This window comes from Shewanella sp. OMA3-2 (genome assembly GCF_021513195.1).
Lineage (GTDB): Bacteria > Pseudomonadota > Gammaproteobacteria > Enterobacterales > Shewanellaceae > Shewanella.
Genome location: NZ_CP090974.1, coordinates 44,499 through 69,608, shown reverse-complemented (window position 1 = coordinate 69,608; position 25,110 = coordinate 44,499). Strand labels below are relative to the sequence as shown.

Annotated in this window: 23 protein-coding genes; 11 read left to right on the top strand and 12 right to left on the bottom strand. The window is 39.7% G+C overall.

Annotation, left to right across the window (positions count from 1 at the left end; translation table 11 throughout):
• Window positions 1-165: 165 nt before the first annotated feature.
• Window positions 166-1,533, bottom strand: coding sequence for an MATE family efflux transporter (locus tag L0B17_RS00330; protein ID WP_235086797.1), 1,368 nt, complete (start codon window positions 1,531-1,533; stop codon window positions 166-168).
• Between the two features lie 206 nt (window positions 1,534-1,739).
• Between L0B17_RS00330 and L0B17_RS00325 the strand changes: the two genes are divergently transcribed.
• The 4 genes from L0B17_RS00325 (at window position 1,740) to L0B17_RS00310 (ending at window position 5,391) form a co-directional block, all read left to right on the top strand.
• Window positions 1,740-2,030: a co-chaperone GroES gene (locus tag L0B17_RS00325; RefSeq protein ID WP_235086795.1), complete on the top strand. Its 291-nt coding sequence runs from the start codon at window positions 1,740-1,742 to the stop codon at window positions 2,028-2,030.
• Window positions 2,031-2,086: 56 nt separating this feature from the next.
• Window positions 2,087-3,724: a chaperonin GroEL gene (gene groL, locus L0B17_RS00320; RefSeq protein WP_235086793.1), complete on the top strand. Its 1,638-nt coding sequence runs from the start codon at window positions 2,087-2,089 to the stop codon at window positions 3,722-3,724.
• A gap of 493 nt (window positions 3,725-4,217) precedes the next feature.
• Window positions 4,218-4,916, top strand: coding sequence for a glycoside hydrolase family 19 protein (locus L0B17_RS00315; RefSeq protein ID WP_235086792.1), 699 nt, complete (start codon window positions 4,218-4,220; stop codon window positions 4,914-4,916).
• Window positions 4,906-5,391 (top strand): hypothetical protein, encoded by a 486-nt coding sequence (locus tag L0B17_RS00310; protein ID WP_235086790.1) that lies wholly within the window; start codon window positions 4,906-4,908, stop codon window positions 5,389-5,391. Before L0B17_RS00315 ends, L0B17_RS00310 begins: the two co-directional genes overlap by 11 nt.
• A 451-nt stretch (window positions 5,392-5,842) precedes the next feature.
• On the opposite strand, the gene L0B17_RS00305 is transcribed toward L0B17_RS00310, so the two are convergent.
• From L0B17_RS00305 to L0B17_RS00295, 3 genes are all read right to left on the bottom strand, one after another.
• Window positions 5,843-6,925: a GGDEF domain-containing protein gene (locus tag L0B17_RS00305; RefSeq protein WP_235086788.1), complete on the bottom strand. Its 1,083-nt coding sequence runs from the start codon at window positions 6,923-6,925 to the stop codon at window positions 5,843-5,845.
• A 96-nt stretch (window positions 6,926-7,021) separates the two neighbouring features.
• Window positions 7,022-7,513 carry a TIGR00645 family protein gene (locus tag L0B17_RS00300; protein ID WP_235086786.1) on the bottom strand — a complete coding sequence of 164 codons (492 nt, stop codon included), beginning with the start codon at window positions 7,511-7,513 and terminating at the stop codon, window positions 7,022-7,024.
• Window positions 7,514-7,720: 207 nt separating this feature from the next.
• On the bottom strand, window positions 7,721-8,587 hold the full coding sequence (locus tag L0B17_RS00295; RefSeq protein ID WP_235086784.1) for a LytR/AlgR family response regulator transcription factor: 867 nt from the start codon (window positions 8,585-8,587) through the stop codon (window positions 7,721-7,723).
• 212 nt (window positions 8,588-8,799) lie between these two features.
• Between L0B17_RS00295 and L0B17_RS00290 the strand changes: the two genes are divergently transcribed.
• Window positions 8,800-10,083, top strand: coding sequence for an acyltransferase family protein (locus L0B17_RS00290; protein ID WP_235086783.1), 1,284 nt, complete (start codon window positions 8,800-8,802; stop codon window positions 10,081-10,083).
• Window positions 10,084-10,427: 344 nt separating this feature from the next.
• Here L0B17_RS00290 and L0B17_RS00285 read toward each other — a convergent pair whose 3' ends face one another.
• Window positions 10,428-10,940, bottom strand: coding sequence for a GGDEF domain-containing protein (locus L0B17_RS00285; protein ID WP_235086781.1), 513 nt, complete (start codon window positions 10,938-10,940; stop codon window positions 10,428-10,430).
• On the bottom strand, window positions 10,940-11,350 hold the full coding sequence (locus L0B17_RS00280; protein ID WP_235086780.1) for a PAS-domain containing protein: 411 nt from the start codon (window positions 11,348-11,350) through the stop codon (window positions 10,940-10,942). Before L0B17_RS00280 ends, L0B17_RS00285 begins: the two co-directional genes overlap by 1 nt.
• Window positions 11,351-11,859: 509 nt before the next feature.
• On the opposite strand from L0B17_RS00280, the gene L0B17_RS00275 reads away from it, so the two are divergent.
• The 3 genes from L0B17_RS00275 to L0B17_RS00265 all read left to right on the top strand — a co-directional run bounded on the left by L0B17_RS00275 (window position 11,860) and on the right by L0B17_RS00265 (window position 14,106).
• A complete protein-coding gene (locus L0B17_RS00275; protein WP_235086779.1) occupies window positions 11,860-12,264 on the top strand; it encodes a hypothetical protein in 405 nt (134 codons plus the stop codon).
• A 147-nt stretch (window positions 12,265-12,411) separates the two neighbouring features.
• Window positions 12,412-13,305, top strand: a complete 894-nt coding sequence (locus L0B17_RS00270) for an alpha/beta hydrolase (protein ID WP_235086777.1) — start codon at window positions 12,412-12,414, stop codon at window positions 13,303-13,305.
• 51 nt (window positions 13,306-13,356) lie between these two features.
• The gene (locus L0B17_RS00265) at window positions 13,357-14,106 is read left to right on the top strand and encodes a class I SAM-dependent DNA methyltransferase (protein WP_235086775.1); all 750 of its coding nucleotides are present in this window, start codon (window positions 13,357-13,359) and stop codon (window positions 14,104-14,106) included.
• Window positions 14,107-14,273: 167 nt separating this feature from the next.
• Here L0B17_RS00265 and L0B17_RS00260 read toward each other — a convergent pair whose 3' ends face one another.
• A complete protein-coding gene (locus L0B17_RS00260) occupies window positions 14,274-14,546 on the bottom strand; it encodes a DNA polymerase III subunit epsilon (protein ID WP_235086774.1) in 273 nt (90 codons plus the stop codon).
• A 236-nt stretch (window positions 14,547-14,782) separates the two neighbouring features.
• Complete coding sequence (locus tag L0B17_RS00255) at window positions 14,783-15,412, bottom strand: excalibur calcium-binding domain-containing protein (RefSeq protein ID WP_235086772.1); 630 nt, start codon at window positions 15,410-15,412, stop codon at window positions 14,783-14,785.
• Window positions 15,413-15,805: 393 nt separating this feature from the next.
• On the opposite strand from L0B17_RS00255, the gene L0B17_RS00250 reads away from it, so the two are divergent.
• Complete coding sequence (locus tag L0B17_RS00250) at window positions 15,806-16,321, top strand: hypothetical protein (RefSeq protein ID WP_235086771.1); 516 nt, start codon at window positions 15,806-15,808, stop codon at window positions 16,319-16,321.
• Window positions 16,322-16,382: 61 nt separating this feature from the next.
• Here the strand turns inward: L0B17_RS00250 and L0B17_RS00245 are convergent, their stop codons facing one another.
• Window positions 16,383-17,273 (bottom strand): EamA family transporter, encoded by an 891-nt coding sequence (locus L0B17_RS00245; protein WP_235086769.1) that lies wholly within the window; start codon window positions 17,271-17,273, stop codon window positions 16,383-16,385.
• 145 nt (window positions 17,274-17,418) lie between these two features.
• Between L0B17_RS00245 and L0B17_RS00240 the strand changes: the two genes are divergently transcribed.
• Window positions 17,419-17,910 carry a MarR family winged helix-turn-helix transcriptional regulator gene (locus L0B17_RS00240; RefSeq protein ID WP_235086767.1) on the top strand — a complete coding sequence of 164 codons (492 nt, stop codon included), beginning with the start codon at window positions 17,419-17,421 and terminating at the stop codon, window positions 17,908-17,910.
• Window positions 17,911-18,351: 441 nt separating this feature from the next.
• Here the strand turns inward: L0B17_RS00240 and L0B17_RS00235 are convergent, their stop codons facing one another.
• Complete coding sequence (locus L0B17_RS00235; RefSeq protein WP_235086766.1) at window positions 18,352-18,603, bottom strand: DUF2999 family protein; 252 nt, start codon at window positions 18,601-18,603, stop codon at window positions 18,352-18,354.
• 265 nt (window positions 18,604-18,868) lie between these two features.
• Between L0B17_RS00235 and dgt the strand changes: the two genes are divergently transcribed.
• Window positions 18,869-20,353, top strand: a complete 1,485-nt coding sequence (gene dgt / locus L0B17_RS00230) for a dGTPase (protein ID WP_443019912.1) — start codon at window positions 18,869-18,871, stop codon at window positions 20,351-20,353.
• A gap of 117 nt (window positions 20,354-20,470) precedes the next feature.
• On the opposite strand, the gene L0B17_RS00225 is transcribed toward dgt, so the two are convergent.
• Both L0B17_RS00225 and L0B17_RS00220 read right to left on the bottom strand, forming a co-directional pair.
• The gene (locus L0B17_RS00225; protein WP_235086762.1) at window positions 20,471-22,708 is read right to left on the bottom strand and encodes a putative bifunctional diguanylate cyclase/phosphodiesterase; all 2,238 of its coding nucleotides are present in this window, start codon (window positions 22,706-22,708) and stop codon (window positions 20,471-20,473) included.
• A complete protein-coding gene (locus tag L0B17_RS00220; protein ID WP_235086760.1) occupies window positions 22,690-24,987 on the bottom strand; it encodes a ligand-binding sensor domain-containing protein in 2,298 nt (765 codons plus the stop codon). Before L0B17_RS00220 ends, L0B17_RS00225 begins: the two co-directional genes overlap by 19 nt.
• Window positions 24,988-25,110: the final 123 nt, after the last annotated feature.

The following is a 25,110-nucleotide window of genomic DNA, read 5'->3' as shown; positions in this document are numbered from 1 at the left end:
ATAATAAGGGCAGACATTAATGCCGCTTTAAAAGGGCGCCTTATGCTTAAAGGTTGATCATTTTTTGGGGTATGTTGAGTCGTCATAGTCTGCCTATGCAGTCGTGTAGAATATTAGTGGATAACATTAGTCGATAACATTAGTCGATAACATTAGTCGATAACATTAGTCGATAACAATAGGGCTAGAGTGTGTCTGTTGATCTGGCTCTGAAATCTTAGTTGCTAATATATAACAGGCTATACCCATCAGGGTGTTTGTTATAGGCAGTGCCAGCATTAGGCCTTTAACACCACCAATGTACGAGCCTAATGCGGCTAAGGGAAGCATTAACAGCATTAAGCGGCATAAATTAATCACCAAAGAACTCATTGGCCTATGATACGCATTTAAGCTGGTGGCAAAAATAATCACTATTCCCAACGGACCATATGCCGCGGGTAAGGCAATAATATAAAATGTTAACCAATCAATAACGACAGGGTCGTTAGAAAATTGTTGTGCAATAGGATAGGCAAAAAAGTACATTGGAATATACAGCAGGGTTTGAAATACCAATATAAATTGCAACGATTTAAGTAACGCTGCTTTAGCGCGAACATGTTGCCCTGCACCTAAGTTTTGGGCAATAAATGGCATCAAGCTTGATGATAACGCCATTACCACCAGTAGTAATACCGACTCTAAGCGCATTCCCGCCCCAAATGCTGCCACGCCAGCATGGTCTATACGGGCTATCATGGCCATCAAAATACCATTGGCAATGGGATTGATTAAATTCATTAATGCCGCAGGACGTGCGATATGGGCTAAAGCACGCCAGTTAGCCACCATACGGCTACGAACCAAGTTAGCGCGATGTAATAATTTACGTTTAAAAATCAGTAATCGACCCGCCAGTAAAAGGGCGATCATCCAAGACAGGGCGGTAGCAATAGCTGCCCCTTGTACTTCTAAGCGGGGGAAAGGTCCTAAACCGAATATTAATAAGGGATCTAGCACTAAATTGACAATCGCCGCCAGCATCATAATTTTAGCCGGTGACCGTGTGTCACCCGTGGCACGTAATGCTTGATTTCCTACCATCAGTAATACCAAAGCGGGGGCGCCCAAATACCACCACATCATATAGTCATAAATGTACGGCATACTGTGGTTGTTCGCGCCCAGTAAGCTGAATAATGGCCCAATCAAAAAGCCACCCATTAAGCATAATAAGATAATGATCACAGCGGTTAGCACTAAGGTATCGAATAAAAAAGCTTTAGCTTGCTCAGCATGACCAGAGCCAATAAAACGACCTAAATTGGTTGATACGCCCGCACCAATACCTATGCCGATACTGGCAATCACTAAGGTGACTGGAAAAGTAAAACTGACCGCCGCGAGGGCTTCTGTGCCCAGCTGACTAATAAAATAGATGTCCACTAAGCTGCCACCCAGAATGGTGAGAATACCAATCAGGTTAGGTAGGGTCATGTTAAACAGAACACGACCAATTGGTGCACTAAGCAACCCGTGTTTATCTTTCATGGTGACATCGTTTAGTAATAAAGGAGGCGAATTCTATCAGGGTTTGCACAGGTTTAATAAAACAGACTTAAAAATTCTGTAGTTTTTTTATCGCTAGCCCTTGGAAGTGTGATTGAACACCCCCATATATCAAGCATCAAAGGGTAAAAACCTTTTCCATCAAACCGCCTCGATATTGGGCATAAAATCATTAGGAGAGTTCATAGATGAATATTCGTCCATTACATGACCGTGTTATCGTTAAACGTTTAGAAGTTGAATCAAAATCTGCAGGTGGCATCGTGCTTACGGGTAGTGCAGCAGAAAAGTCAACTCGCGGTAGAATCCTTGCAGTAGGCAACGGTCGTATCTCAGAAAATGGCACAGTGACTCCGCTTGACGTGAAAGTGGGTGATGTTGTGATCTTCAATGAAGGTTACGGCGTTAAAAAAGAAAAAATTGACGGTGAAGAAGTATTAATCCTGTCAGAAGCGGATTTAATGGCTGTTGTAGGCTAAGCCTCCAGTTTTATTAGACTTTCTACTTCAAAACTCATTTAAAGGAACATCAGAACATGGCAGCAAAAGAAGTATTATTTGGTAACGACGCACGCGTAAAAATGCTTGCAGGCGTTAACATTTTAGCTAACGCAGTTAAAGTCACTTTAGGCCCTAAAGGTCGTAACGTTGTTTTAGACAAAAGCTTTGGCTCGCCAATGATCACCAAAGACGGTGTATCAGTGGCAAAAGAAATCGAACTGACAGACAAGTTTGAAAACATGGGCGCACAAATGGTGAAAGAAGTTGCTTCTAAAGCCAACGATGCCGCCGGTGACGGTACCACTACTGCAACAGTATTAGCACAAGCTATTGTTGTTGAAGGTCTAAAAGCCGTTGCAGCGGGTATGAACCCAATGGATCTTAAGCGCGGCATCGACAAAGCGGTTATCGCAGCCGTTGCAGAGCTTAAACTACTTTCTCAAGATTGTGCTGATACTAAAGCTATCGCTCAAGTCGGTACTATCTCAGCTAACTCTGACGAGTCAATCGGTGAAATCATTGCAACTGCAATGGAAAAAGTCGGTAAAGAAGGCGTTATCACAGTTGAAGAAGGCCAAGCGCTTGAAAACGAATTAGACGTTGTTGAAGGTATGCAGTTTGACCGTGGTTACTTATCACCGTACTTCATCAATAAGCCAGAAACGGGCAGCGTTGAGTTAGATGCTCCGTACATTTTATTAGTAGACAAAAAAGTGTCTAACATCCGTGAGTTATTGCCTATTCTTGAAGGTCTAGCTAAAACCGGTAAGCCATTGCTTATGGTTGCAGAAGACGTTGAAGGCGAAGCATTAGCAACATTAGTTGTTAACAACATGCGTGGCATCGTTAAAGTGGCAGCTGTTAAAGCTCCTGGTTTTGGCGACCGTCGTAAAGCAATGCTTCAAGACGTGGCAATTCTAACTGGCGGTACTGTTATCGCTGAAGAAATCGGCTTAGAACTTGAAAAAGCGACTCTAGAAGATTTAGGTACAGCAAAACGCGTTATCATCACTAAAGATAACACTACCATCATCGATGGTAACGGCGATCAAGTTCAAATCGCTGGCCGCGTAAGCCAAATCAAGCAACAAATTGAAGAATCAACTTCAGACTACGACAAAGAAAAGCTTCAAGAGCGTATGGCTAAGTTGGCTGGCGGTGTTGCAGTGATTAAAGTTGGCGCAGCAACAGAAGTTGAAATGAAAGAGAAAAAAGCCCGCGTTGAAGATGCATTACATGCTACTCGCGCAGCGGTAGAAGAAGGCGTAGTAGCTGGTGGCGGTGTAGCCCTTGTTCGCGTAGCAAGCAAAATTAAAGATGTTGAAGTACTGAACGAAGACCAAAAGCACGGTGTAGTAATCGCATTACGTGCAATGGAAGCGCCTTTACGTCAAATCGCAACTAACGCAGGTCAAGAAGCGTCAGTAGTGGCGAACACGGTTAAAAACGGCACAGGTAACTTCGGTTACAACGCTGGTAACGACACCTACGGTGACATGTTAGAAATGGGTATCCTAGACCCAACTAAAGTGACTCGTAGCGCATTACAGTTCGCCGCATCGATTGCAGGCTTAATGATCACTACCGAAGCTATGATAGCTGAAGTACCACAAGATTCTGCGCCAGATATGGGCGGAATGGGTGGAATGGGCGGAATGGGCGGCATGATGTAATCTAACTGGTCTAAATCGGTGATAACTGCGTTGCTTCACCACTCGTTTAAGAAAGCTAAACGTCGTGGTAAAGCGCCTTGTTCTAACACGATTTATCCTGCGCTAGATCAAATTTTGCTTCAAGCCTAAAGCTTAAAGTTAGACTTCTTGTAAAAGAATATGAAAGCCCCGATACTTAACAGTATCGGGGCTTTTGTTTTTCTGCGGGTCTAAAATATTGATTACGGCGTTGCTTACCGCTCACATACAAGCAACGTAGCGCTTATACTAAACGCTTTATCCTGCACAAAAACGCATACTTACGTGATCGCCCTGACTCTGTCTCAACTTATATTTTTTAACTAAATAATTTTGCATAGCCATCATCATTAAGAATGCTTACTTGCCCCTCGCCATCACTCCTTTGTAATTACTTTTGATAATAGACACTAATTTGGATAGTGAGTAAAATAATAATGTATTGGATATATTATGTTCGACCCAAAGGATTGAAATGACAAAGATAACATTAAGGCAGTTACGAGTATTGTGGCCAAACGAATCAAAAGTTAGTAATAGTTTCCTGTCTGATATTGCAAGTGAGCTAACTTCAAGTGCAACTCTTTGTAAAGTAGACTCAGAATTAAGGTTATCTCACTTTTTTGCTCAAATATTAAAAGAAGTTGGTTCAACATTCTCTATGGAAGAAAGTTTAATTTATAGTGAAATGGCGCTGAAACAGAACTTTTCATTTTATAGAAAAAACCCAACTCTAGCTAAAACGCATTCATATAACCTTAATCAGAATAAAAAAGCAGATGAAGTAGCAATAGCTAACCATGCTTATGCACTTAGAATTGGTAATGGCTCAATTGATTCAGGTGATGGGTGGAAATACCGTGGAAGGGGGATGATTCAATTGACTGGGAAGTCTAATTACTTATCAATTCAATCGACACACAACGACTTATGGAGTGAGTCTATAAACTTCGTTGCTAATCCAGAATTATTAATAACGGCCAAATACGCTTTACGTTCTGCACTTGTATTTTGGGTGAAAAACAAGCTATATTTAATTGCCGACAAAGGATCTTCTAAACAAGTAACAGATGCTGTTACATCGGTAATTAACAAGAATACTAATAGCTATAATAGTAGGCACGAGAATCTAAAAATGATTATGAATAGGCAGGTTTTTAGTGATGTTTTCTAATTTTTTAAAAGTGTTTTTTATCCTGTTACTTGTATTTTCAGATGCTCACGCAAACATGTTTTCTATCGAGCCTTTATCTGATCATCAATACACGTTAAAAACCCCTAACTCTTTAAATTATAATGTTATTGTTGAGATGCAAGGAGCAAATGAACTTAGCTTAAAAGGTGAGTTTTTAGTTAGTTGCCTTGATAAAAAATATATTATTCCAGTGATTCAAAGGTATGTTGATAATGCAGAGTCGAATTCAGAACATATCGAATATTTTGTATTTGAAAAAATCACTTCTGGATTTAATGCCTTAAAATCAATTAGTTCATTTTATGTTGTTGACAGAGAAAGTGGTGAGATATTTTCTAAGCATATTTTAACCGAGGAATTATCTAATAATACGACTGCACTATGTGAGTATATAAATACTGAATCCGAACTAGATTCTCCTATAGAAAAGGTTCAGAAATTAGATACTAATTAGTCTAATTATTCGACACTGTGCATAATGATAAGGCTGATCCTAAAGTGTGGTACTAATCGATAAAAAAGAAAGCCCTGATGCAGCGATGTATCAGGGCTTTTTGTTTGGGGAAACCTGCTGTTGTGTTTGTCTACGATCCTAACCTTGTGTCGAGTATCACCCAAACTGAGCAAATGAATGAAGCTCGTGATCATCTTGGTGATAATGTGTTCTTTTTACTTGCCAGAACGGCAACGCCAGAGGGCAAGGTATTTATTGTTAAATGCATTACAGGCATAAATTTTAGATTTGATTTAAAGATTAGAAATCTGAATTTTGATATGCAAAAAGCCTCAATACTTAACTGTATTGAGGCTTTTTATTGTAAGAGCGTACTTATGTCATCGTTTTTAACGTAATCTTTAACATTTTTTCAGATTCCATTCATACGCATTTTATTATGAGCGGGGGGTTAATGAGACAGTGCTTTATCTGCACGGTCGAGTAAGCTGTGAGCAGAGTCTTCTAACTGATATTGTGCGATACCTAGGCTGATAGTTAGCCCCATTTGTCGGATATTCTTACTGGCAATAAACTGGCGTAATCTTTCGCTTAACTCCATCGCATCGTCTAAGGTGGTGCTGGGTAGTACCACCACAAATTCTTCGCCGCCCCAGCGTGCTAATAAATCATCATTGCGCATTTGGCTTTGCAGTAATTGTGCTAGTTCATGTAAAACTTTATCCCCCACAAGATGACCGTGAGTATCATTAATTAGTTTGAAATGATCTATGTCGATAATGGCAATCGAAATAGGGTATTGCACAGGCGGTATCGTCTCATTACTTATGGCATCAGTACTTATTGTATGAGTATCCATAGCAGTATTTATGTTTGGTGAAGCGAGTAGTTTATCAAGAACCCCATCGAGTTTTTCACGGTTATACAGCCCTGTGAGTTTATCTGTTTCAGCCATTTCTTGGATTTCTATGTTGCGTAGAGCAAGCTTTTGATAGGCTGAAAATCGGGTTTTTTCATAGAATCGTAAGATTAATACTTGCGCAATACATACCTCGATAACGTTAAATAATGACCCCATGGAATATGTGAACGGCTCGGCATTCTGTGTTTGTTGATAAACCAATATGACGCACAGGCTAAATGTAATTGATGAGACAACCGTCCCCCAAGTTCGACCAACAAGAAAAAATGAAAATGGCGGGATCAAGGTTGCCCATAGTAATGAGTGGGAGTAACCTTTTGTTGTGAACAAAAACAGCATGATTAGACTGGCTACCATAATAGTCACCGCCCATGATGTTGCCTTAACCTGTCCAGTTTTACGAAAGTGGCAGTATATAGCCAGTGATAAGAATAAGCCGAAACCATCGAGTAAGGCGTATTGGAAGTTATCGAAATGCAACAAATTGATTAGGGTCAAAATGAGAAAGTAGCTGGTAGTAATGAGTAATGAATGTTCGATTAAACGAATGCGCCAGTAATCGGGGTGATCAGGCGGATATTGAGGGAATTGTTTGTACCAGTATTTTATCATAGATACGTTCCGTGGTTGATGAGCTCACGTAGTACGGCCAACATTGATAGCCATTAGTGGGGATAGAATAATTTTCTACCCCACGATTTACTTATGCTATTTTGCACGGGTAATTTTATCCAGATACCCCATAGCAAATGCAGATAATACAAAAGTGATGTGGATTAGCAGATACCACATGATCTTGTCGTTCTCGATATTTTCGGCATTCATAAAGACTTTAAGCAGGTGGATAGATGAAATCGCCACAATTGAAGCCGCCACTTTGTTTTTAAGTGAACCTGAATCCATTTTGCCAAGCCAGTTGAGCTTTTCACTGTCTTCACTGACATCAAGCTGTGAAACGAAGTTTTCGTAGCCTGAAAACATCACCATGATGAGCAGACCACCCACTAAGGTAATGTCGATGAGTGATAGCGTAACCAGTATTAAATCGACTTCAGCTATTTTGAAGATATTGGGGATGAGGTGAAAGATTTCTTGGAAGAACTTTATGCCTAAAGCAAATAACACTAGGCTTAACCCCAGATAAATCGGTGCCATGATCCAGCGCGATGCATACATCAATTTTTCAAACACTTTTTCCATAAAAAAATTTAATCCTTTGGACAAAATACGCTAGAAATCAATCGAGCTAACTATTGTTACATAATAACATAATGAACCTTAACAGCGATTGCATATAGTAACCAGCTTGATGAAGTCTCATTGGTAAGCTTTGCGTACGCGATGGAAAGCGTACTTTGACCATATTAGCTTTATATGAAACTGGCTAGGCACTAGGCTTGTTCTTTTTCATCGTTCAAACATTTGTTTAAATCCATCTTTGTAGCGTCTTGAAAGCATAAGGGTTTTGTTATTTCTGAGTTTCACTTCGCTATCGCCGCTAGCTAGCGGTGTGATCGATTCCACCATATCAAGTCTAACGGCATGTGAGCGGTGGATACGACAAAAGCCTTGAGTACTAAGCTGTGCAGATAATGATGTTAATGTTGCTCTAAGCGGATAAATACGTTCTTTTATGTGTAAGTTGACGTAGTTGCCAGATCCCTCAAGCCATTCGACATCATGAATTTGAATAATAAATTCTTTACCTAGTTTTTTAACTAATAGCCGGTCTAGATTCGTGTGTGGTTTATCGACTGAATGCTCACTTTCCCCTATTTCTATCGGGTTTGCTTCGCCCTGCAAGCGCATAATGATAAATTGGTAACCCTTTATCACAATGACAAAAAAGATGAAGCTCCATAAATCTTTGCGATATTCATAAAGTAACTCAAAACCAAGATTGCCAAAGTCGTAGCGTCTATCCATTAGTAAATACACTACTTCTCTTATGCCCACCATTAGGCCTACATGGCCCAGTGAAAAGACCACAGATGCAAACCCATAAACAGCGAATGATTGTTTAATGTTTTGCCATTGAAATGGATGTTTTCGTAGCAGATAGACAATAAGTGGGAACAGTAAAATAGAGCTCACTGCACTTGAGTATTCCCACACAAAGGGTTCCCGGGTATCAAAAACCAATGAACTAGACTCTCGGCTTTCTTCCATTAAAACTGAGGTCGCTAATACTGTCGCATTAATGAAAAAGTAGCAGAACAATACGATAATTTCATAGTTGAACTTGTAGCGCTGAAAATGTGACAAGTAATTCATGTTGATCCATTTAGACGATTTAGTTGATGGAAGGCTTATTGTTAATTTATTCGTCCCACACAGCCACCGCTTGTCCCTAAGCACTGTCAGTACAGACCTTTAGGCTTTTATCTGCCCCCATTTGTGTAAGACTTTGCTATTTCAACATTGAGAAACAATTACGCTGAACAATACAGAAAATAATATGTCAGCGAAATTAAGGGGCGGAATTTATGTTAAACAGCATCGGTAATCTGAAAGCAATTATCAAGTATTACTTTGTACCCGATTTTGAATATATGCCATCACGCCGATTTGATTTGGACTGGTTGCGGGTTGGTGCTTTTGGTTTACTGATCTTTTTTCATATTGGCATGCTATACGTTGAAAATTGGGGGTTTCATTTTAAAAGCCAATATCAGTGGCAAGGTCTTGAGATGGTCATGTTGTTTGTGTCACCTTGGCGAATGGCAATATTGTGGCTAGTTTCTGGTATTGCGATAAAATTTTTACTGGTCAAGGTGTCGGTAGAGCGGTTTGTATTTTTACGTTCGGTGCGTATTTTGCTGCCTTTGTTATTTGGTATTTTGGTTGTTGTGCCGCCGCAACTGTATATTGAGATGACTCAGAAATCAGCACTAGATATGTCGTATTGGCAGTTTATGATTGAGTTTTTTGCTGAAGACAGCGTCATCTTTAAAGAGTATCAAGCCGGTATATGGCCGCATATCGATGTGAACCACCTGTGGTATTTACGCTCGTTATGGCAATTCTCTTTGCTGTTGGTTTGTTTACTGCCATTGTTAAATGCGAATAAAACAGTACAAGTATTGAATTGGATATTTCGTTTACCAGGTGCATTGGCTATAGGCATGGCAACGCTACCCATTTTTTTACTGCAACTGTTCTGGGAGCCAGACACAGTAAGATACCCGCTTGGGTTCGCCTTTATGCTATACGGCTATTTAATTGGTTGGTCACCGCTGTTTTGGTCACGAGTTAAAGAGGCGTTGCCCTTTTTAGCCAAACTAACCCCTTTAGTACTCGTCAGCTTTGTGTGTTTCTATCAATTTATGTGGCTGCCACAGGGTGACAATGCACATTATACTTGGCAATTGCTGGGCTTGCTCAGCTACAGTCTTTCAAGGGTAATGGGTGCTTTGTTGCTATTGTCTTTGGCATATCATTATTTAAATGTTGCCTCCAGCAAACTGAGTTATTGGTCTGAGGGGGTGTACGCTTTTTATATTTTGCACCAAAGTATTATTATTATAGCGGCCTACCAACTATCTCAATTTGACTTAGGTCCAGCTGGACCCATTATTGAGCCATTAGCCGTCATTGTTATTACTATTGTCGGGTGCTTGCTTTGTTATGAACTTATTCGTCGTAGCACCTTGTTGCGGCCGTTATTTGGAATGAAACAAGCAAAAGCGTATTCTAAAAGTGTTAATAAACTGGGTTACGTTAGCGCGGGTATTTTAATATTTCCGTTGGCGCTAAGTCTGCTGCTGTAGTCAATTTATCCTGCGACGATAATACAAAAATCATTGCCGACCTAAGCCTACATTAAGATAAAATTTTTACTGAGTCACTTGTCAAACCAAGTTGCTGCGTGTAATTCAATGATAAACGTTGACTCAGTGTCGCTTATTATTGGTTTACGGATATGATAGCTTTAGGGCTTCTCGAGTAGCGTGTTCAAGTGCATATATAACAGAATGGTACCGTTCGGTATGGTGCCTATTTCCCCCCAGTTTTGCTGATTTTTTTATGTTTTAGTTGCGAATTACTTGGTAGAAGGTGGGGAGCAAACGCTGCATAGTGGCTGTTAGTTATGGATGTTACATAAGTACCAAGATTAACCTACTTTTACTCTATTTCGTCCATTTTTTTTGGCTAGGTTCAGGTGTTCATCTGCTATTTGCATCATATGATCGAAACAGGTTATTTGATCTGAGTGTTGTAACAGTCCTATCGATGTTGTAATCATTAGCGTGTCATTTTCAAAGATAATTGTCATTGCTGCTACCGCGGCTCTAATTCGTTCAGCGATCATCGCGCCTATGGTAGCGTCTGTTGAAGGCAGTAAAATAGCGAACTCTTCGCCGCCTATGCGCGCAAAAGTATCATAGTCCCTGAGCAATTTACTGACCGTTTTGGTAAACGTTTGCAACACTAGGTCGCCAGCATTATGGCCATAGGTATCGTTGATAAGTTTAAATTTATCTAGGTCTAACATCAGTACTGTTAGAGTGATATTTTGCCTTAAACTTCTATTAAATTCCTCTTTGGCGGTTTCGTAAAAATGACGACGGTTATGAATACCGGTTAAGTAATCTGTTGCGGCCAGTTTTTCTAGCTTTTGCGACATTAACTTGAGCCTTTTTTCATTCTCTTTTTTTCTGTAATGTCAGTGATATACATATACAAGTAATTATTCTGCACCATTTGTTCGGTTACTATGAAGTACTTGCCTGCTACTGTGTCGGTTTCAAATGTGCGGTAATCACTATGTCTTCTTTTTTTATTTGTAGCAGCTATCCAAGTATCAAAACAATCTGCTTCAATATTTATCCCTGTTTTGTTACTAAAACAGATAAAACACAATTCAGAAAACGTTTTATGTAAGGCTTGTTCAGCAGGCATGGATAAAAACATCGCTAAGGCAAGATTGCAAAATATTAACCTGTCTTCGGGATCAAAAATGCCTACACCATCTTTTGTGAGTAATAGTGAATCAATAATAATCTGTTCAATATGATGATCTAACAATTGAGCCACTGATTTAGTCCTTGTTGACTATGATGTTCAAATAAAGATGAGACATGGTTTGGTTTACTGCTGAGTGCATTTTATTTAAATATTAAGCAAAAATAGTACCTTGTGTACAGTGGCAGCCTCAACCTAGGTAAAGCAAAGTTAGTTTATTCATTTTTAGCTAACGCTTAACTAAAGCTTAATTAAGACAAGTAATGCTCAACTCAACCAAGTAATACTCAATTCAGCCAAATAATGTTCAGCAAGTTTATCGTTATTTTTTATAGTAAGAGTAAAATGTTAACAGTAAGTATCATAATCTTAGCAGTTATAATTGAGTGAGTAATGTTTTCTGTTAGCGAGAGTGACACAAGATACTGATGCTACAAAGTAAAGGTTATTGCTGTAATCAATAACCTATTGATGAGCTTCTCCTAATAGGTTCGACAATTTTTAATCTTGCGCTCAGGTTAACTCACTACACTGCACAACGTGATTATGTATTTCAACAATAAAAATAGAGGCTTACCATCATGAATAAAAATACTTCAAACTCGCCAGGTAAAATGCCTTGGGTTTCGATAAGTGTTATTGCAACTATCGTTGCTGTTTTGGGGTTGGTGCTGATGGTGATGCCCAAGGGATTTAAAACCACCCATGAACAAATTGGCACCGGCAAACCTGCGCTAGTATTTGTCTATGATCCTAACCTCGTTTCAAGTACCAGCCAGACTGAGCAGATGAATGAAGCGCGTGCTCATCTTGGTGATAACGTTTTCTTTTTACTTGCCAGAGCGGGCACCCCAGAGGGAGACCAATTGATAGCTAAGCATAGTGCCAGACCTGCGGAGTTATTACTGTTTGACGCAGCAGGCGAATTAACTAAAAGGCAGTTGGCTGTGGTAGATGCTAATGAGCTTATGTTGTGGGTGCGTTAGTTACTCAGCATCAGGGATAGCGTTGGTCGCTGCTTTTTAAAGTTTAATCAAACTGGGTTAGGTTTGACGGCTATCTTTAATCTATGAATTTTATGTCAAGCTTAGTGGGTGAGTATGCTATCGACTCGTGTTATGTTTTTTGTCATTATGGTTTTAACATCGATCTCTGTTTTTGGGGCAAATAATAACGCCCAACCATTTAATATTCCAAGAAGTCAAGTGGTTGAGATTACAGATCCTAGTAGTCAGCGAATTTACCCTTTATTTGTTAAATTGCCTAAGTCTTATCACAGTCAACCCAATAAGCACTACCCGGTGGTGTATTTAACCGATGCTTGGTATAGCTTCCAAATTGTGTCTGGTGCGAGCCGATTTCCGATGAATTTCAATAAAATGGATGAAGCCATTATTGTGGGAATTTCCTATTCTAAAGGCAGCATAGGGAGCTTAAGCCGCATTCGTGACTATACCCCAACGCAAAATAAACAGTGGAAGAATGTTACTGGAGGGGCTGCGGCTCATCGTGATTTTATTGGACAGACAGTGTTTAATTATGTCGAGAGTCATTACCGCGCACTGGCTAGTAAACGGGTTTACATGGGTAACTCTTTGGGCGGGCTATTTGGAACGTATATTTTAATGACTAAGCCTGAAATGTTCGACAGCTACATTTTTGGTAGCCCTTCTTACTGGTGGGATAAAGGGTATATTTTTGAATTAGAAAAACAATTTGTAAAAAACACTCAACCTATATCTGCCAAAGTGTTCATCGGCATTGGCGAATTAGAAAGTAAGGTCCACGGAGCTGGCGAAGACATGGTAAAAGAGGCGCAGGCCTTTAATGATTTGATGCAACAATGGCCCTCAAGATTGCAGACAAAATTATTGATTATTCCCGAAGCGGATCATCAAACTGCTTTTCCTACTACGGCTATTCATGGCTTACAGTGGGTACTGGGTCAATGTCCACCTAAGGGAAATTGTTTGCAGGGTAATAGCCTTGATGCTCAAGCAGACATTAATGATTTCTCAATCGAATGAATTGATATAATATGCGCCACCTTAAATTTAGTCTGTCTTCGATTTTACTTTATGTCTAACAATGCCCTTTATACCGATTTATCCGCTTATTATGATTTAATGTGTTGCGACATTAACTATCAACAACAAACAAATAGCGTAGCGCGCTTACATCAGTTTTTGGGTAACAACGGCAAACAACACTTAGACTTGGCCTGTGGCACTGGGCCGCATGTTAGACATTTTATCGATTTAGGCTTTCAAAGTAGTGGACTTGATATCAATCAGCCTATGCTGGACATTGCTATGCAGCGTTGTCCAGAAGCGCAGTTTAGTTTGCAAAATATGATTGAGTTTAATGTTGAAGAAAAACGCGATCTTATTACCTGCTTTTTGTACTCCATTCATTATTCACCCGGTATTGAAGCGCTTAAAGCCTGTATTGCGAGCGTGCATAAAGCATTAAATAGCGGTGGCATGTTTTGTTTTAACTCAGTTGATAAACATAAAATTAATAACAAGGCGTTAGTGAAGCACAGCGCAGAATTTGATGGCAGCCAATTTGTGTTTGAGTCAGGCTGGCATTACAGCGGTGAAGGTGAGATGCAAGCGCTGAATTTAACCATAGCCAAAACCCAATCTGATATCACTCAGTTATGGCAAGACTCCCATGCGATGGTGGCGACCAGTTTTATCGAACTTGAAGCATTGCTAAGCCCGTATTTTGAGGTGCAAATATTTGAACACGATTATGACAAAATCATTCCGTGGGATAAAATATCTGGTAATGCGTTATTTGTGTGTGTGAAGCGCGAGGAATAACGGTAAGGATTGTTCATGCTCTTGCGGCAATAGATTCGACCCAGAAGATCGTTGTTTATTTCTTACGGTGTGTGTGCGGGGTAGTGATTAACAGAACTGTGGCATGTGCTACTTACTTGAAACATGGGCCATTATTCATCATTAATGAAAATGGCCGTTTATAACGGTTACTCTTCAGTAAAGGCCGCTTCAGCTTTTTCGAGTTCCTGCTGGTTTTGAAGCTCAATTTGTTGCTGTTTTTTAAGACTAGCTTCTTCTATCAGTGCTGCTTGTCTTTCTTTAAGGCTGTGTTTTTCATCTTTAGTGAGAAACTTAAACGCTTTTTCATTGGCAAGTGCATAAGCCACCACATCTTCGCCTTTTACTCTACGTTCATCAACACGTTTTGAAAAACGATCGTTATCTCGAGCTTTACGCTCTTCGGCATTTAACTTGCTCATATTTTGTATCCTCTGAATTAATCACGGTAGATTTTTTCTACGTTCGGTCAGACAAATGAGAGCGGTAACACATTCATAAAGCTGATTGGTGCATTTTAACATAAGTTATCGCGCTAGACTGTAGTACATGACGTGTGAATACATGTGTGAGTGAAAGCTGGGTTAATGAAAAACGGTGCTCGGCGAAAAATTGGATCGACATTAGCTAAAGTCAGTGACTATTATTACTTCAATTTTTAATCGCAGAATTGCCTTTCGCAGGGGACTCCGTCGCCATTACCATCCATTTTTGTACCTGGGCAGTTGTTTATGTAAAAGGTGGCTTCTGCACAAGATCGCATCTGGCTACAATGGGTTTTACCTGCTTCGCATCTGAACTGACTGCTTGGAATAATGGAACGTGGTTGTGCTGTAGGAGCCCACTGCATTTGCTCAACATCTTCGTTGGTAATAATGGGCGTGGCGTTAAAGTCTTGATACTTATTGAAACCATATATGCCTAAGTTAAGCACCACTAACACTAAAATAATTCTACCCATGATCGAACCTGAAGAGGTGCGCGGCGAGTGGTGTGTTTTATTATTGGAAGGTAGGTTAAATGGACCGCTTAATGGCGTGTGAATGACTTTTGCAGATGAGGAGCCCGCAATTACTGCGACGCCTTCTATACTGGCTTTTACGGCTTTAACCTTACCATCTGGTTGGTTTTCGCGGTGAAACAGTATTTCATCACCCACAAGGGGTTTTCTGGCCATGTGTTTGAGCGTTGAAATATGAATAAACACATCGGTATCACCGCGTGTTTCTGGTTTAATAAACCCAAAGCCTTTGTCGCTATTCCAGCGAACTAACGTGCCTTTTTCCATGGCGGCATTTCCCTTAATGGTTATAATTTACTTAACTGTTAGGTTTGTATAATAGCTAACTCCTAATTCAATAAGCTAGCTATTTCATTAGCTTAAATGCTATTGGGGTCACAATGATAGACGATAACAGCAGGGCGTTGTGAATGAGTAGAGTTTACTTCTGTTTATTCACATGTTTCAGTGCGGCTTGCAGGGCTTCATAGCGGAATAAAAACGTGTTTTCTGCAGGCAATGAATCGATATCCTGAAAGCGTTCTTTAAAAAACAATATCTCCCCCCAAAAAGTTGGCGTGACTTTAACAAATTATCTGTAAATCATTAATCATTGTGTATAGGCCTTTTGGGACTTTGGTACGTATAACTTATTAGACAACTTATTAATAAGGACTACAGATGCGTTTATTTATAGTTATGGCGATGGCAATGTTATTAACGGCTTGCAGCACCAATTACCCTAATCAATCCATTACTGGACAGGTTTTTCCATCAGTATCAGGACAGACACTTGAGCAGCTACCAATGTCTTTACCTGACGATTTAAAAGGTAAAGTGGCATTATTATTAGTGGGATATAAACAAAATTCACAATTTGATATAGATCGCTGGTTAATTGGTTTAGACATGACCCAGACTCAAGTTGCGGTATATGAAGTGCCAACAATTCAAGGATTGTTTCCTAGAATGTTCAGTACTTTTATTGATAATGGAATGCGCGCTGGTATACCTAAACCACTTTGGAAGGGCGTAGTGACGGTTTATCAAGATGGCGACCAAGTACAAGCCTTTACCGGTAACGAAAACCCTAACAACACCCGAGTGGTGTTACTCGATGCACAGGGCAAAGTGATTTACTTTTATGACCAAGGTTTCTCGGTAGATGCACTTAATCAGTTAAGAGCCTTACTCTAAAAACGGTCATATCAGGCTATAAAAAATCGAGTTTGAGTAAGTTGTTGATGATAAGTCACTGTTAATTGCTAGCCGTGTTACATAATTTTTGGCGCAGCAGCTGAATTAATGCGGGGGCGATAGAGGCTAGAATCATTCCGCCCATCAATAGGTATTGGTGATGAGAATATGATTCACCCATTAACACTAAACCACAAACGATACCTGCGACGGGATTGGCAATGCCGCCGAACGTGAAGTCGACAACAGACATACGTTGCAGCAACCATACATACATGCCGTAACCCAGCACTGTATTGAGTAATACAATCCAGCTTATTCCGGCCGCATTTATCAGGCTAAATTGGTTGATAACATTAAGATATTGTTGTGGTGAAATTAAGGCCTGAATTCCTGCGATCAGCAAGAGTATTATGCCGCCTATAATGAGCTGCCAGGTCAGTATGGTCCACCAATGGATCCGCGTACCAAGTGCTTTAGTCATAGTACTGCCAATAATAATACAGCTAATAGCCGCTAGCATGGCGACTAACCCTAACGGATTTAAGCTAATTGAACTTGGGTCGAATAGCATCCAGGCTAATAGTATTAACCCCATTCCTGAAATGGCTTGTACTGGATTAGGGCGCTTTTTACTGACAGCCCAATGGAATAGCATGGCAAAAACCGGTACTGAAATCATTCCAATACCGGATATGGCTGAGGGTAGGGTTAATGCCATCACAAAAATTAGACTAAAAAATACTGCAATATTAATCGTCCCCAACTTAACTAAAATGGGCCAATCAGTTTTATTAGGTAAGCTAGGTTTAATGGCCAGTAATATCAGTCCAGCAGGTAAAGCACGTAGGGTGCCTAATAATAATGGTGGCCAGTCCGGTAAGGTGAACTGAGTCATCGCATAAGTGGTACCCCAGAAAAAAGCGGGGATCATGGCAAGTAACACATTCATAAACTAGCTTTCCTTTAAGTATCTTCATGTAAAGATAAGTTGCTATTTTGAACCTAAGATTTATTTTTGTAAAGCATCTTTTTATCAAGTATCTTTGCATTAAGTTATTTTGCGATTGTTGAACGACTAATTGGATAGGTGATAAATGGAAGATATTGATCGACTTGTTGCGCAGTGGGGTGAACAAAAACCGCATTTAGATACCATGCCAATGGCGATACTAGGACGCTTTTTACGTTTGCAAAAACACATTGAAACCGAAATATCTGCTTGCCATAAACAGTTTGAGTTAACTATGGGTGAGTTTGATGTGCTGGCGACATTAAGGCGTGCAGGTCTGCCTTATACCTTAACACCTTCGGCGTTATTATCTTCGATGATGCTTACCTCAGGTGCGATGACAAATAGATTAGATAAACTTGAGTCTAAAGGGTTGATTAAACGTGCGCATAGCACAGATGATAGGCGTAGCGTATCGGTCGGCTTGACTGAAAAAGGCCTTACTACTATAGATGAGGTGATTGAAGAGCACGTACGTGTCCAGCACCGGTTAGTTGATCATTTGTCGGAGACTGAGCAGCCCCAGCTTAATCAGCTACTCAAGACCTGGCTGGTGGCTTTCGAAAAGGTGGAGTAAAGCGTTAACATTGGCCTCTGTTGATCTTGCTAAAGAAATGTTGCAGCTGTTTATGCTCATTTTCATAAGGCGGAGCTTGTGGCATGTTGTCACAACACCCAATGAGATCATCGTCTGTTGTGGTTTTAGTAATATGTTGAAGTAAGCTAATATCTATTTAACCTTAACTCGGGTTAATAGATCGGCTCAATACGCTAAATTCAACACGTTTAACCTATTTTATAGCCAACTAGCTATTTGTTTTGCAAGCAAGGCGCATTAACACGTCAATAACGGGTGTATTGCACGTTAATGTAACGCAGTTAGCACGACAAATGACTGTTTAGTAAGTATTTATTATCTCAGGTTAAGGTTGTTTAAGGTTATTATATTGAGGCAGGGGATAGAGGCTCGCAAAGAGTAAAGCAAGATAGTGCTTTACTCTTTTGGCTGATGATAACTTTATTGCTGTAATTGTGCTTTTGCCGCTTCTACTTTTGAAAAATCTAAACCTAACTCCAAAACCGCTTCTTTAATTAATGCAGGATTTTGCATTACTAAGCCCATTAATTGTTGTAGTTTTTCTGCAGGGATCCCTAATTGAGCCACAATGTTCATCGCCATTAATGGGTTTTCAGTTAACGTTTGAAATAATTCATTAATTTTAGCATCACTAACATTGTGTTCTTTTAAAATGGCAATAATTGGATTCATTAGATGACCTTGTGCTGATAGTTGAAATTGAATTGGGGCTAATTCTAACACACTAAAACTGAGGAGTTTGAATGTTTAATCTTAGCTTAGTGAGTAAAATTTGTGGTTTTTAAAAATATTAAATAATTCAAATATAATGTGTGAATCACCCATTTTATATCAAGTTAATCATAGTGTTAAATGACTTGGTGCTAATTTAATGCATTGAAAATAAAAGATTAATACTGTAAGTTTAACTTATCGAACACTTTGTTTTTACTGGGTAATGGATATGCATTTTAATACTAAAATTAAAGCTGAACGGCCTTTTCAATATAAAGCGTCCACAGGCCCAATATTAAGGCAGTTTGAAAGTGACCGTGGCCGTATCATTAATTCAGCAGCTATTAGGCGCTTACAGCAAAAAACCCAAGTATTTCCGTTAGAGCGAAATGCCGCAGTACGTAGCCGCTTAACTCACTCGATGGAAGTGCAGCAAGTCGGGCGATATATCAGTCAGTTGATTTGTGATGGCTTATCTAAATATGACTCAGATGCACAAAACTATGGTTTAAAAACCTTAGCGCGTGAGTTGGAAACTATCGTAGAAATGTCGTGTTTAATGCACGATGTTGGCAATCCACCTTTCGGTCATTTTGGTGAAGCTGCAATGATTGATTGGTTACAAACCAGCCTTGCGGGCATATACCAGCAACTGCACAATAAAACCTTACCCGACGACATTGCCAGAGACTTAATCAGTTTTGAAGGTAATGCTCAGGGAATACGATTAATTCACTCATTGTTAAAACTGAACCTGACTTATTCACAAGCATCAGGGATCATGAAATACACCCGCTGTGGCACTGAGCCCAAACCAGCTAAGAATGCTAATGACCCTCACAGTTATCTAAAGAAAAAGGTCGGCTACTATTTGAGTGAAACTGACTTCATTGCCGAACTACAAAAAACCTTGGTTATAGCGCCCCATTGTCGTTCACCTTTTGCCTATATTATGGAAGCCGCCGATGATATTTCATATGGTATTGCTGATTTAGAAGATGCTGTTGAAAAAGGCGTATTAACGGTTACGCAAATGAAACAGGCACTAACAGACAAGTTTACCCAGATATCTACACATCTGTCGGTTGAAGACCGTGCAGTAATGCAGTTGATGTTAGATAAAGCCAGTAAAAGTGCAAAGGGCAGCGACAGCATGTTTTTTGTATTCTTACGGGTTGGGGTGAATGGACGTTTACCGCAACATGCCCAAAAACGTTTTATTGATAATATTGAAGCGGTATTTGACGGCAGTTTTAATCATGCCTTGATTGAAGATAACAGCGTTAATCACATGATTGTTGAAACGTTCAAGCAGGTGGCCTTAGAACAAGCCTTTTGTCACCCAGAGGTGGAAGCTCGAGAGTTGCAAGGTTATAGGGTGATAAGTGGTTTAATGGAATGTTATAGGCCATTACTCACCCTAAGTCGTAGTCAATTTAATGTATTAATGTATGGTGCTCAAACGACAGAGGATGAGCGAGTATCTATCCCAATATACCCTAAACGCCTATTCAAAAAATTGTCTTCTAAACATATTGCAGCATATCAAACTGCGATGTCAGAAGGTGCACTTATGGCTTACATTGCAGACGAAGATTGCCGTGAGTTTTATTTCCGCATGCGGCTTATTATTGATTATATTAGCGGTATGACAGATCAGTTTGCCTATGATGAATATCGTGCTTTTCATGTGATAGACGATTTTTAAGTGATCAACGGCTTGTTGTTGATGTTATTAAGGTGAGTTTTATCCAATATATGCGTTACAAGCACACCAAAAGGCCTGAATGATTTCAGGCCTTTTGGTTATTGTTAGTCATAATGATTATGATGAAAGCGAGCTCTTGTCTAACTTTAAACGTGCTAAACAATCAATGGCAGACAAAGGCTTACTAAGCAAGAAGCCTTGTACTTGGTCGCAACCACCTTGGCGTAAAAACTCTAGTTGCTCGTGGGTTTCAACTCCTTCAGCAACAACATTTAATTCTAAGCTGTGCGCCAAGGTAATAATTGCACTGGTAATGGCGGCATCATCAGGATCTTCAGTAATGTCACGCACAAACTCACGATCAATTTTTAAGGTATCGATAGGGAAGCGCTTAAGGTAACTTAAGCTGGAATATCCGGTACCAAAATCATCAATAGAAATGGTTAAACCAATGGCCTTTAGTTGGGTAAGAATTTCTACAGAATCAGCTGGATTACCCATAATCATTGATTCGGTTAATTCTAATTCTAGCGCGCTGGCAGGCAGACCTGATACCGCTAAAGCAACTTCAATTGTGGATATGATATCGGCCTTTAACTGTCTGGCAGAAAGGTTTACCGCAACAGAGATATACTCAAACCCCTGCTGATGCCATTGTGAAAGCTGGCTACAGGCTTGATTAAGTGCCCAGTGACCTATTTCATTAATCATGCCTGTTTCTTCTGCTAACGGGATAAATTCTGCAGGAGAAATAAACCCAAGCTCTTCACTATTCCAACGTAATAGCGCTTCTAATCCAATAATTTTTTCTGTTTTAACATCAAATTTAGGCTGATAAACCAAAGACAGCTCATTCAGGTTAATCGCTTGTTTAAGACCTGCTTCTAACTGGACATGGCGAGTAGCATAATGATTCAGCTCTGCGGTATAAAACTGAAAATTATTGCGCCCTAAAGACTTAGCATGATACATAGCAGTATCAGCATATTTAATTAATGAAGTTGTATCATCCGCATCGTTAGGATATAAGCTAATGCCAATGGATGATGAAATAGTTAACACTTTATCGTCTAATAAAAATGGCGTTTCGAATGATTGCAGTACTTTTTCGGCAATTCGGGTCACTGATTCGGTTTTTTGAACGCCTTCTAATATGAGGGTAAACTCATCGCCGCCTAATCTGGCAACCGTATCCCCTTCTCTGATAGCATTTTGCAGCCGTATGGATACCGATTTAAGCAATAAATCACCAATATGATGACCCATAGAGTCATTTATATGCTTGAAGCGATCTAAATCGAGAAACAATAGCGCGACAACTTGCTGTGACCTATGCGCTTTGGTGATTGCATGGTTTAGCCTATCTTGAAATAAGGTTCTATTGGGTAACCCTGTTAACGGATCAAAATTAGCCAGCACACGTAAATCTTCTTCGGCTTTTTTACGGGCTGTGATATCGGTAAATACTGCAACAAAGTGGCTGGTTTCACCTTTGTTGTCGATAACCTGGTTTATTTCAAGCCAAGCTAAAATACCTTTACGGTTGCGGGTACGGATTTTGATCTCTCCGGCCCAATGTTTGTAGCGTAACAACTGAGCTTCAACGGTAAGATAAAACTCCCTTGATTGTCTGCCCATAGCCAAGAATAAAAAGTGTTTGCCGGCGACTTCCTGCGGTTTAAAGCCAGTAATTCGGCTAAATGCAGGATTAACTGAGCGCACTCTATAATCTAGTTCTCCGACGACAACAGCTTCATTCATACTAAACAGTACTTGTGAAGACAGTTTTAATTCATTTTCAATTTCCTTACGGCTGGTAATGTCTTTATGGGTACCCGCCATACGAAGTGGTCTATCTTTGTTGTCACGTTCAACCACTTGACCGCGGTCAAGCAACCAAGTCCATTTGCCGTCACCTGTTTCGACTCGGTATTCAGCTTCGAAAAACTCACTCTCCCCATCGAGATGCTTTTGCAGTAGATGTTCTACCCTTGCACGGTCTTCAAGGTGAATGTTATGAATAAGTAATTTATCTGAATGGTCAAAATTCATCTGAGGCACCATGTTGGTGCGGTAGACTTTGTTTTGGGTGATATTCCAATCCCACATACCGTCGCCAGATGCCCACAAGGCGAGTTTCAACCGTTCTTCTGATGCACGAATACTTTGTTCGAATTCTCGTTGTCTCTCGTGTTTGTAATGCCTTGAATACATTAAATATGACAGCAGACTAAAGCTGAGCATGCCATACAGCATATAGGCTAAATTACTCATATAAAACGGCGGTATCACCGTAATAGGCACTGCTAATGATTTATCATCAAAAGCATTCAGTCCTAATGCATGACGCACCATGAGTTTATAATCCCCAGGGGTAAATTGGTGTAGGTTATTTTGCTGCCGGTTGGAAGATCATGCCATACAGAATCAAAACCCGTTAAAGAGTAACTGTATTGGCTTAAGTTGCTGTAGCTAAAGTTGAGTGCGCTTATTTCAAAGCTGATAAGTTGCTTCTCATAGGGCATGTTAATTTTAGGTGTGTGGCTAAGGTCTAACACCGGATAACTGGTATCACCAATAGTGTAACTAGTGAGCGCTAGCTTTATAGGAGGACGCTGCTGTGGAATATCACTCGGAATAAAGTAATTTAACCCATTTATGCCACCAAACCACATGTCACCATTAGTGTCTTTAAAGCGAGCTGCGCCATTAAATTCATATGCTTGCAGCCCTTCATGAATATTAAATGCAGTAAATTTTTTTGTGGTGGGGTTATAACGGGAAATCCCTGAGTTGGTACCTAACCAAAGGTTTTGGTCGTTATCCTCTAGCAAACTGTAAACAGTATTTATGGTTAAGTCATTATTCACATCTAAGCGTTCAAATTTAAAAATACCGTAGTCAGTAGTTAATTTGTCAATGCCGCCATGGGTCGCTACCCAGAGGTCGCCATTTGAGGTACGAAGAAAATCTCGTACACGGTTATCGCTTAAACTATAAGGATTACCAGGCTCATTACTCACAAAAACTAATTCTTTTTCTTCTGGGTTGAGTCTGACCAGGCCACCTATGGTGCCTATCCATAAATACCCATCACTGAAATGTAACGTTAGCATTTGGTGTTTATAGGGGGAATACTCTTTCTGAAAACCAAAATTATAGGGCAGCATTTGCTGGTTATCTTTAGAGATAAAATACAGCCCTAATATGCTGGCTAACCACACTCTATTTTTATCATCAATGGCTAAGCTACGAAAATTTATATCAGCTTGTAGTGCTGGATTGTGAGGCTTAATTTGTGATAGCACATCTTGTTTATCTAAGGTAAATACCCCAATGCTGGTCGCAAACCATACCGTTTGTTGGCTATCTTCAATAATATCGTTAACTTGCATATTGAGTTCAGCGGCAGGAATATTCAATAAGGCAGAAAACTGTTCATTAAGATAAATATATTTACCATCCTCAGTTAAATATTTAAGACCAGCTCTATCCGTTCCAATCCACAAGCGTTGTTTATGATCGCGATAAATGGCTCGGATCATATTAGCCGAGCGAGGATTGCTGGTACTACTATCGAATAAATGGGCGAAATATTGATGACTAAGATTAATTTTATCGATACCGGAAAAACTAGTCCCTAACCATAAAGTGCCATTTGGGTCGAGCATCATGGAATAGAGATTATTTTCACTTAGGCTATTCTGTTTATAAGCTTCATTTTTGTGATATTGGCTTTGCCATTCTTTGCCGTCAAAATCTAATTGAATCAGCCCAGAACCATTACCTATTGCCCATATTTGGCTGGCATCAAGTACAATAAAATCTTTAATATCATTTTTTTGTCCAATCGTATTAGGTCGTTGCCAAATAAGTTCTTTTTGATGAGTGTCTAAATTATAACGCCAGATTTGATTATCAATAGCTAGCCAAACGGCAAAAATTGAGCTCGCCTGAATTCGGTTAACTTGCATTTCATTTGGAATGTCTAAACGGTTAATTGTATTGGTATCGATGGCATATGTGCCCACTCTATCAGTGCCAACGATGACAAACTGGTCATCGATATTAGATAAGCTGGTTATTTGCGGTTCTAAACTATTACCTAGACCAATAGAAGTAATTTTATGCGTCTTGAGAGACATCATAAACAGGCCAGAACGTGTGCCTACCCAAAGTGTGTCACCAATAACGGCAAGGTGAGATACTTGGCTATCAGTTAGGCCATCTAACTTATTAAACCGAGTAAATTTACCCGTTTTAAGGTCAAGTCTATTTAAGCCACTATTAAAAGTTGCCACCCAAAGTGCACCATCGGGGGTTTGAATTATATCAGTAATAAAATTATCTGAAATGGATTCAGGATCACCAGAACGTTTGAGGTATATCTGAAAGTCGACACCATTATAGCTGTGCAAGCCATCTTGGGTGCCAATCCATAACATGCCAGCCCTATCCGTAAACAACTTGGTAATACTGTTTTGATTGAGTCCTTGCTGACTATCAAAGTGCTCAAATTTGATCTCGGAAATATGACCATATTTGCCTTTATGTAACGCCATAGCTGGCGATGCATACGATAAAGATGCAAAGACAAAGCAAGTAATCAATAGTGAAAATATGCGTAAATTCAAACGACACCTTAGTTTCTGTGTTTTATTATTATGAAATAACCGCTTAAATCAATACTACCTTGTAAGGGGGGAAATTCAATTGTTAATCATTATTAATATATGTATTTTTTTTGTTAACTATTT

What these genes read in the sequence shown, in the direction of transcription:
- L0B17_RS00330 (WP_235086797.1), bottom strand. Translation starts at nt 1,533, where the DNA reads ATGAAAGATAAACACGGGTTGCTTAGTGCACCAATTGGTCGTGTTCTG.
- L0B17_RS00325 (WP_235086795.1), top strand. Translation starts at nt 1,740, where the DNA reads ATGAATATTCGTCCATTACATGACCGTGTTATCGTTAAACGTTTAGAA.
- groL (WP_235086793.1), top strand. Translation starts at nt 2,087, where the DNA reads ATGGCAGCAAAAGAAGTATTATTTGGTAACGACGCACGCGTAAAAATG.
- L0B17_RS00315 (WP_235086792.1), top strand. Translation starts at nt 4,218, where the DNA reads ATGACAAAGATAACATTAAGGCAGTTACGAGTATTGTGGCCAAACGAA.
- L0B17_RS00310 (WP_235086790.1), top strand. Translation starts at nt 4,906, where the DNA reads ATGTTTTCTAATTTTTTAAAAGTGTTTTTTATCCTGTTACTTGTATTT.
- L0B17_RS00305 (WP_235086788.1), bottom strand. Translation starts at nt 6,925, where the DNA reads ATGATAAAATACTGGTACAAACAATTCCCTCAATATCCGCCTGATCAC.
- L0B17_RS00300 (WP_235086786.1), bottom strand. Translation starts at nt 7,513, where the DNA reads ATGGAAAAAGTGTTTGAAAAATTGATGTATGCATCGCGCTGGATCATG.
- L0B17_RS00295 (WP_235086784.1), bottom strand. Translation starts at nt 8,587, where the DNA reads ATGAATTACTTGTCACATTTTCAGCGCTACAAGTTCAACTATGAAATT.
- L0B17_RS00290 (WP_235086783.1), top strand. Translation starts at nt 8,800, where the DNA reads ATGTTAAACAGCATCGGTAATCTGAAAGCAATTATCAAGTATTACTTT.
- L0B17_RS00285 (WP_235086781.1), bottom strand. Translation starts at nt 10,940, where the DNA reads ATGTCGCAAAAGCTAGAAAAACTGGCCGCAACAGATTACTTAACCGGT.
- L0B17_RS00275 (WP_235086779.1), top strand. Translation starts at nt 11,860, where the DNA reads ATGAATAAAAATACTTCAAACTCGCCAGGTAAAATGCCTTGGGTTTCG.
- L0B17_RS00270 (WP_235086777.1), top strand. Translation starts at nt 12,412, where the DNA reads ATGGTTTTAACATCGATCTCTGTTTTTGGGGCAAATAATAACGCCCAA.
- L0B17_RS00265 (WP_235086775.1), top strand. Translation starts at nt 13,357, where the DNA reads ATGTCTAACAATGCCCTTTATACCGATTTATCCGCTTATTATGATTTA.
- L0B17_RS00260 (WP_235086774.1), bottom strand. Translation starts at nt 14,546, where the DNA reads ATGAGCAAGTTAAATGCCGAAGAGCGTAAAGCTCGAGATAACGATCGT.
- L0B17_RS00255 (WP_235086772.1), bottom strand. Translation starts at nt 15,412, where the DNA reads ATGGAAAAAGGCACGTTAGTTCGCTGGAATAGCGACAAAGGCTTTGGG.
- L0B17_RS00250 (WP_235086771.1), top strand. Translation starts at nt 15,806, where the DNA reads ATGCGTTTATTTATAGTTATGGCGATGGCAATGTTATTAACGGCTTGC.
- L0B17_RS00245 (WP_235086769.1), bottom strand. Translation starts at nt 17,273, where the DNA reads ATGAATGTGTTACTTGCCATGATCCCCGCTTTTTTCTGGGGTACCACT.
- L0B17_RS00240 (WP_235086767.1), top strand. Translation starts at nt 17,419, where the DNA reads ATGGAAGATATTGATCGACTTGTTGCGCAGTGGGGTGAACAAAAACCG.
- L0B17_RS00235 (WP_235086766.1), bottom strand. Translation starts at nt 18,603, where the DNA reads ATGAATCCAATTATTGCCATTTTAAAAGAACACAATGTTAGTGATGCT.
- dgt (WP_443019912.1), top strand. Translation starts at nt 18,869, where the DNA reads ATGGATATGCATTTTAATACTAAAATTAAAGCTGAACGGCCTTTTCAA.
- L0B17_RS00225 (WP_235086762.1), bottom strand. Translation starts at nt 22,708, where the DNA reads ATGGTGCGTCATGCATTAGGACTGAATGCTTTTGATGATAAATCATTA.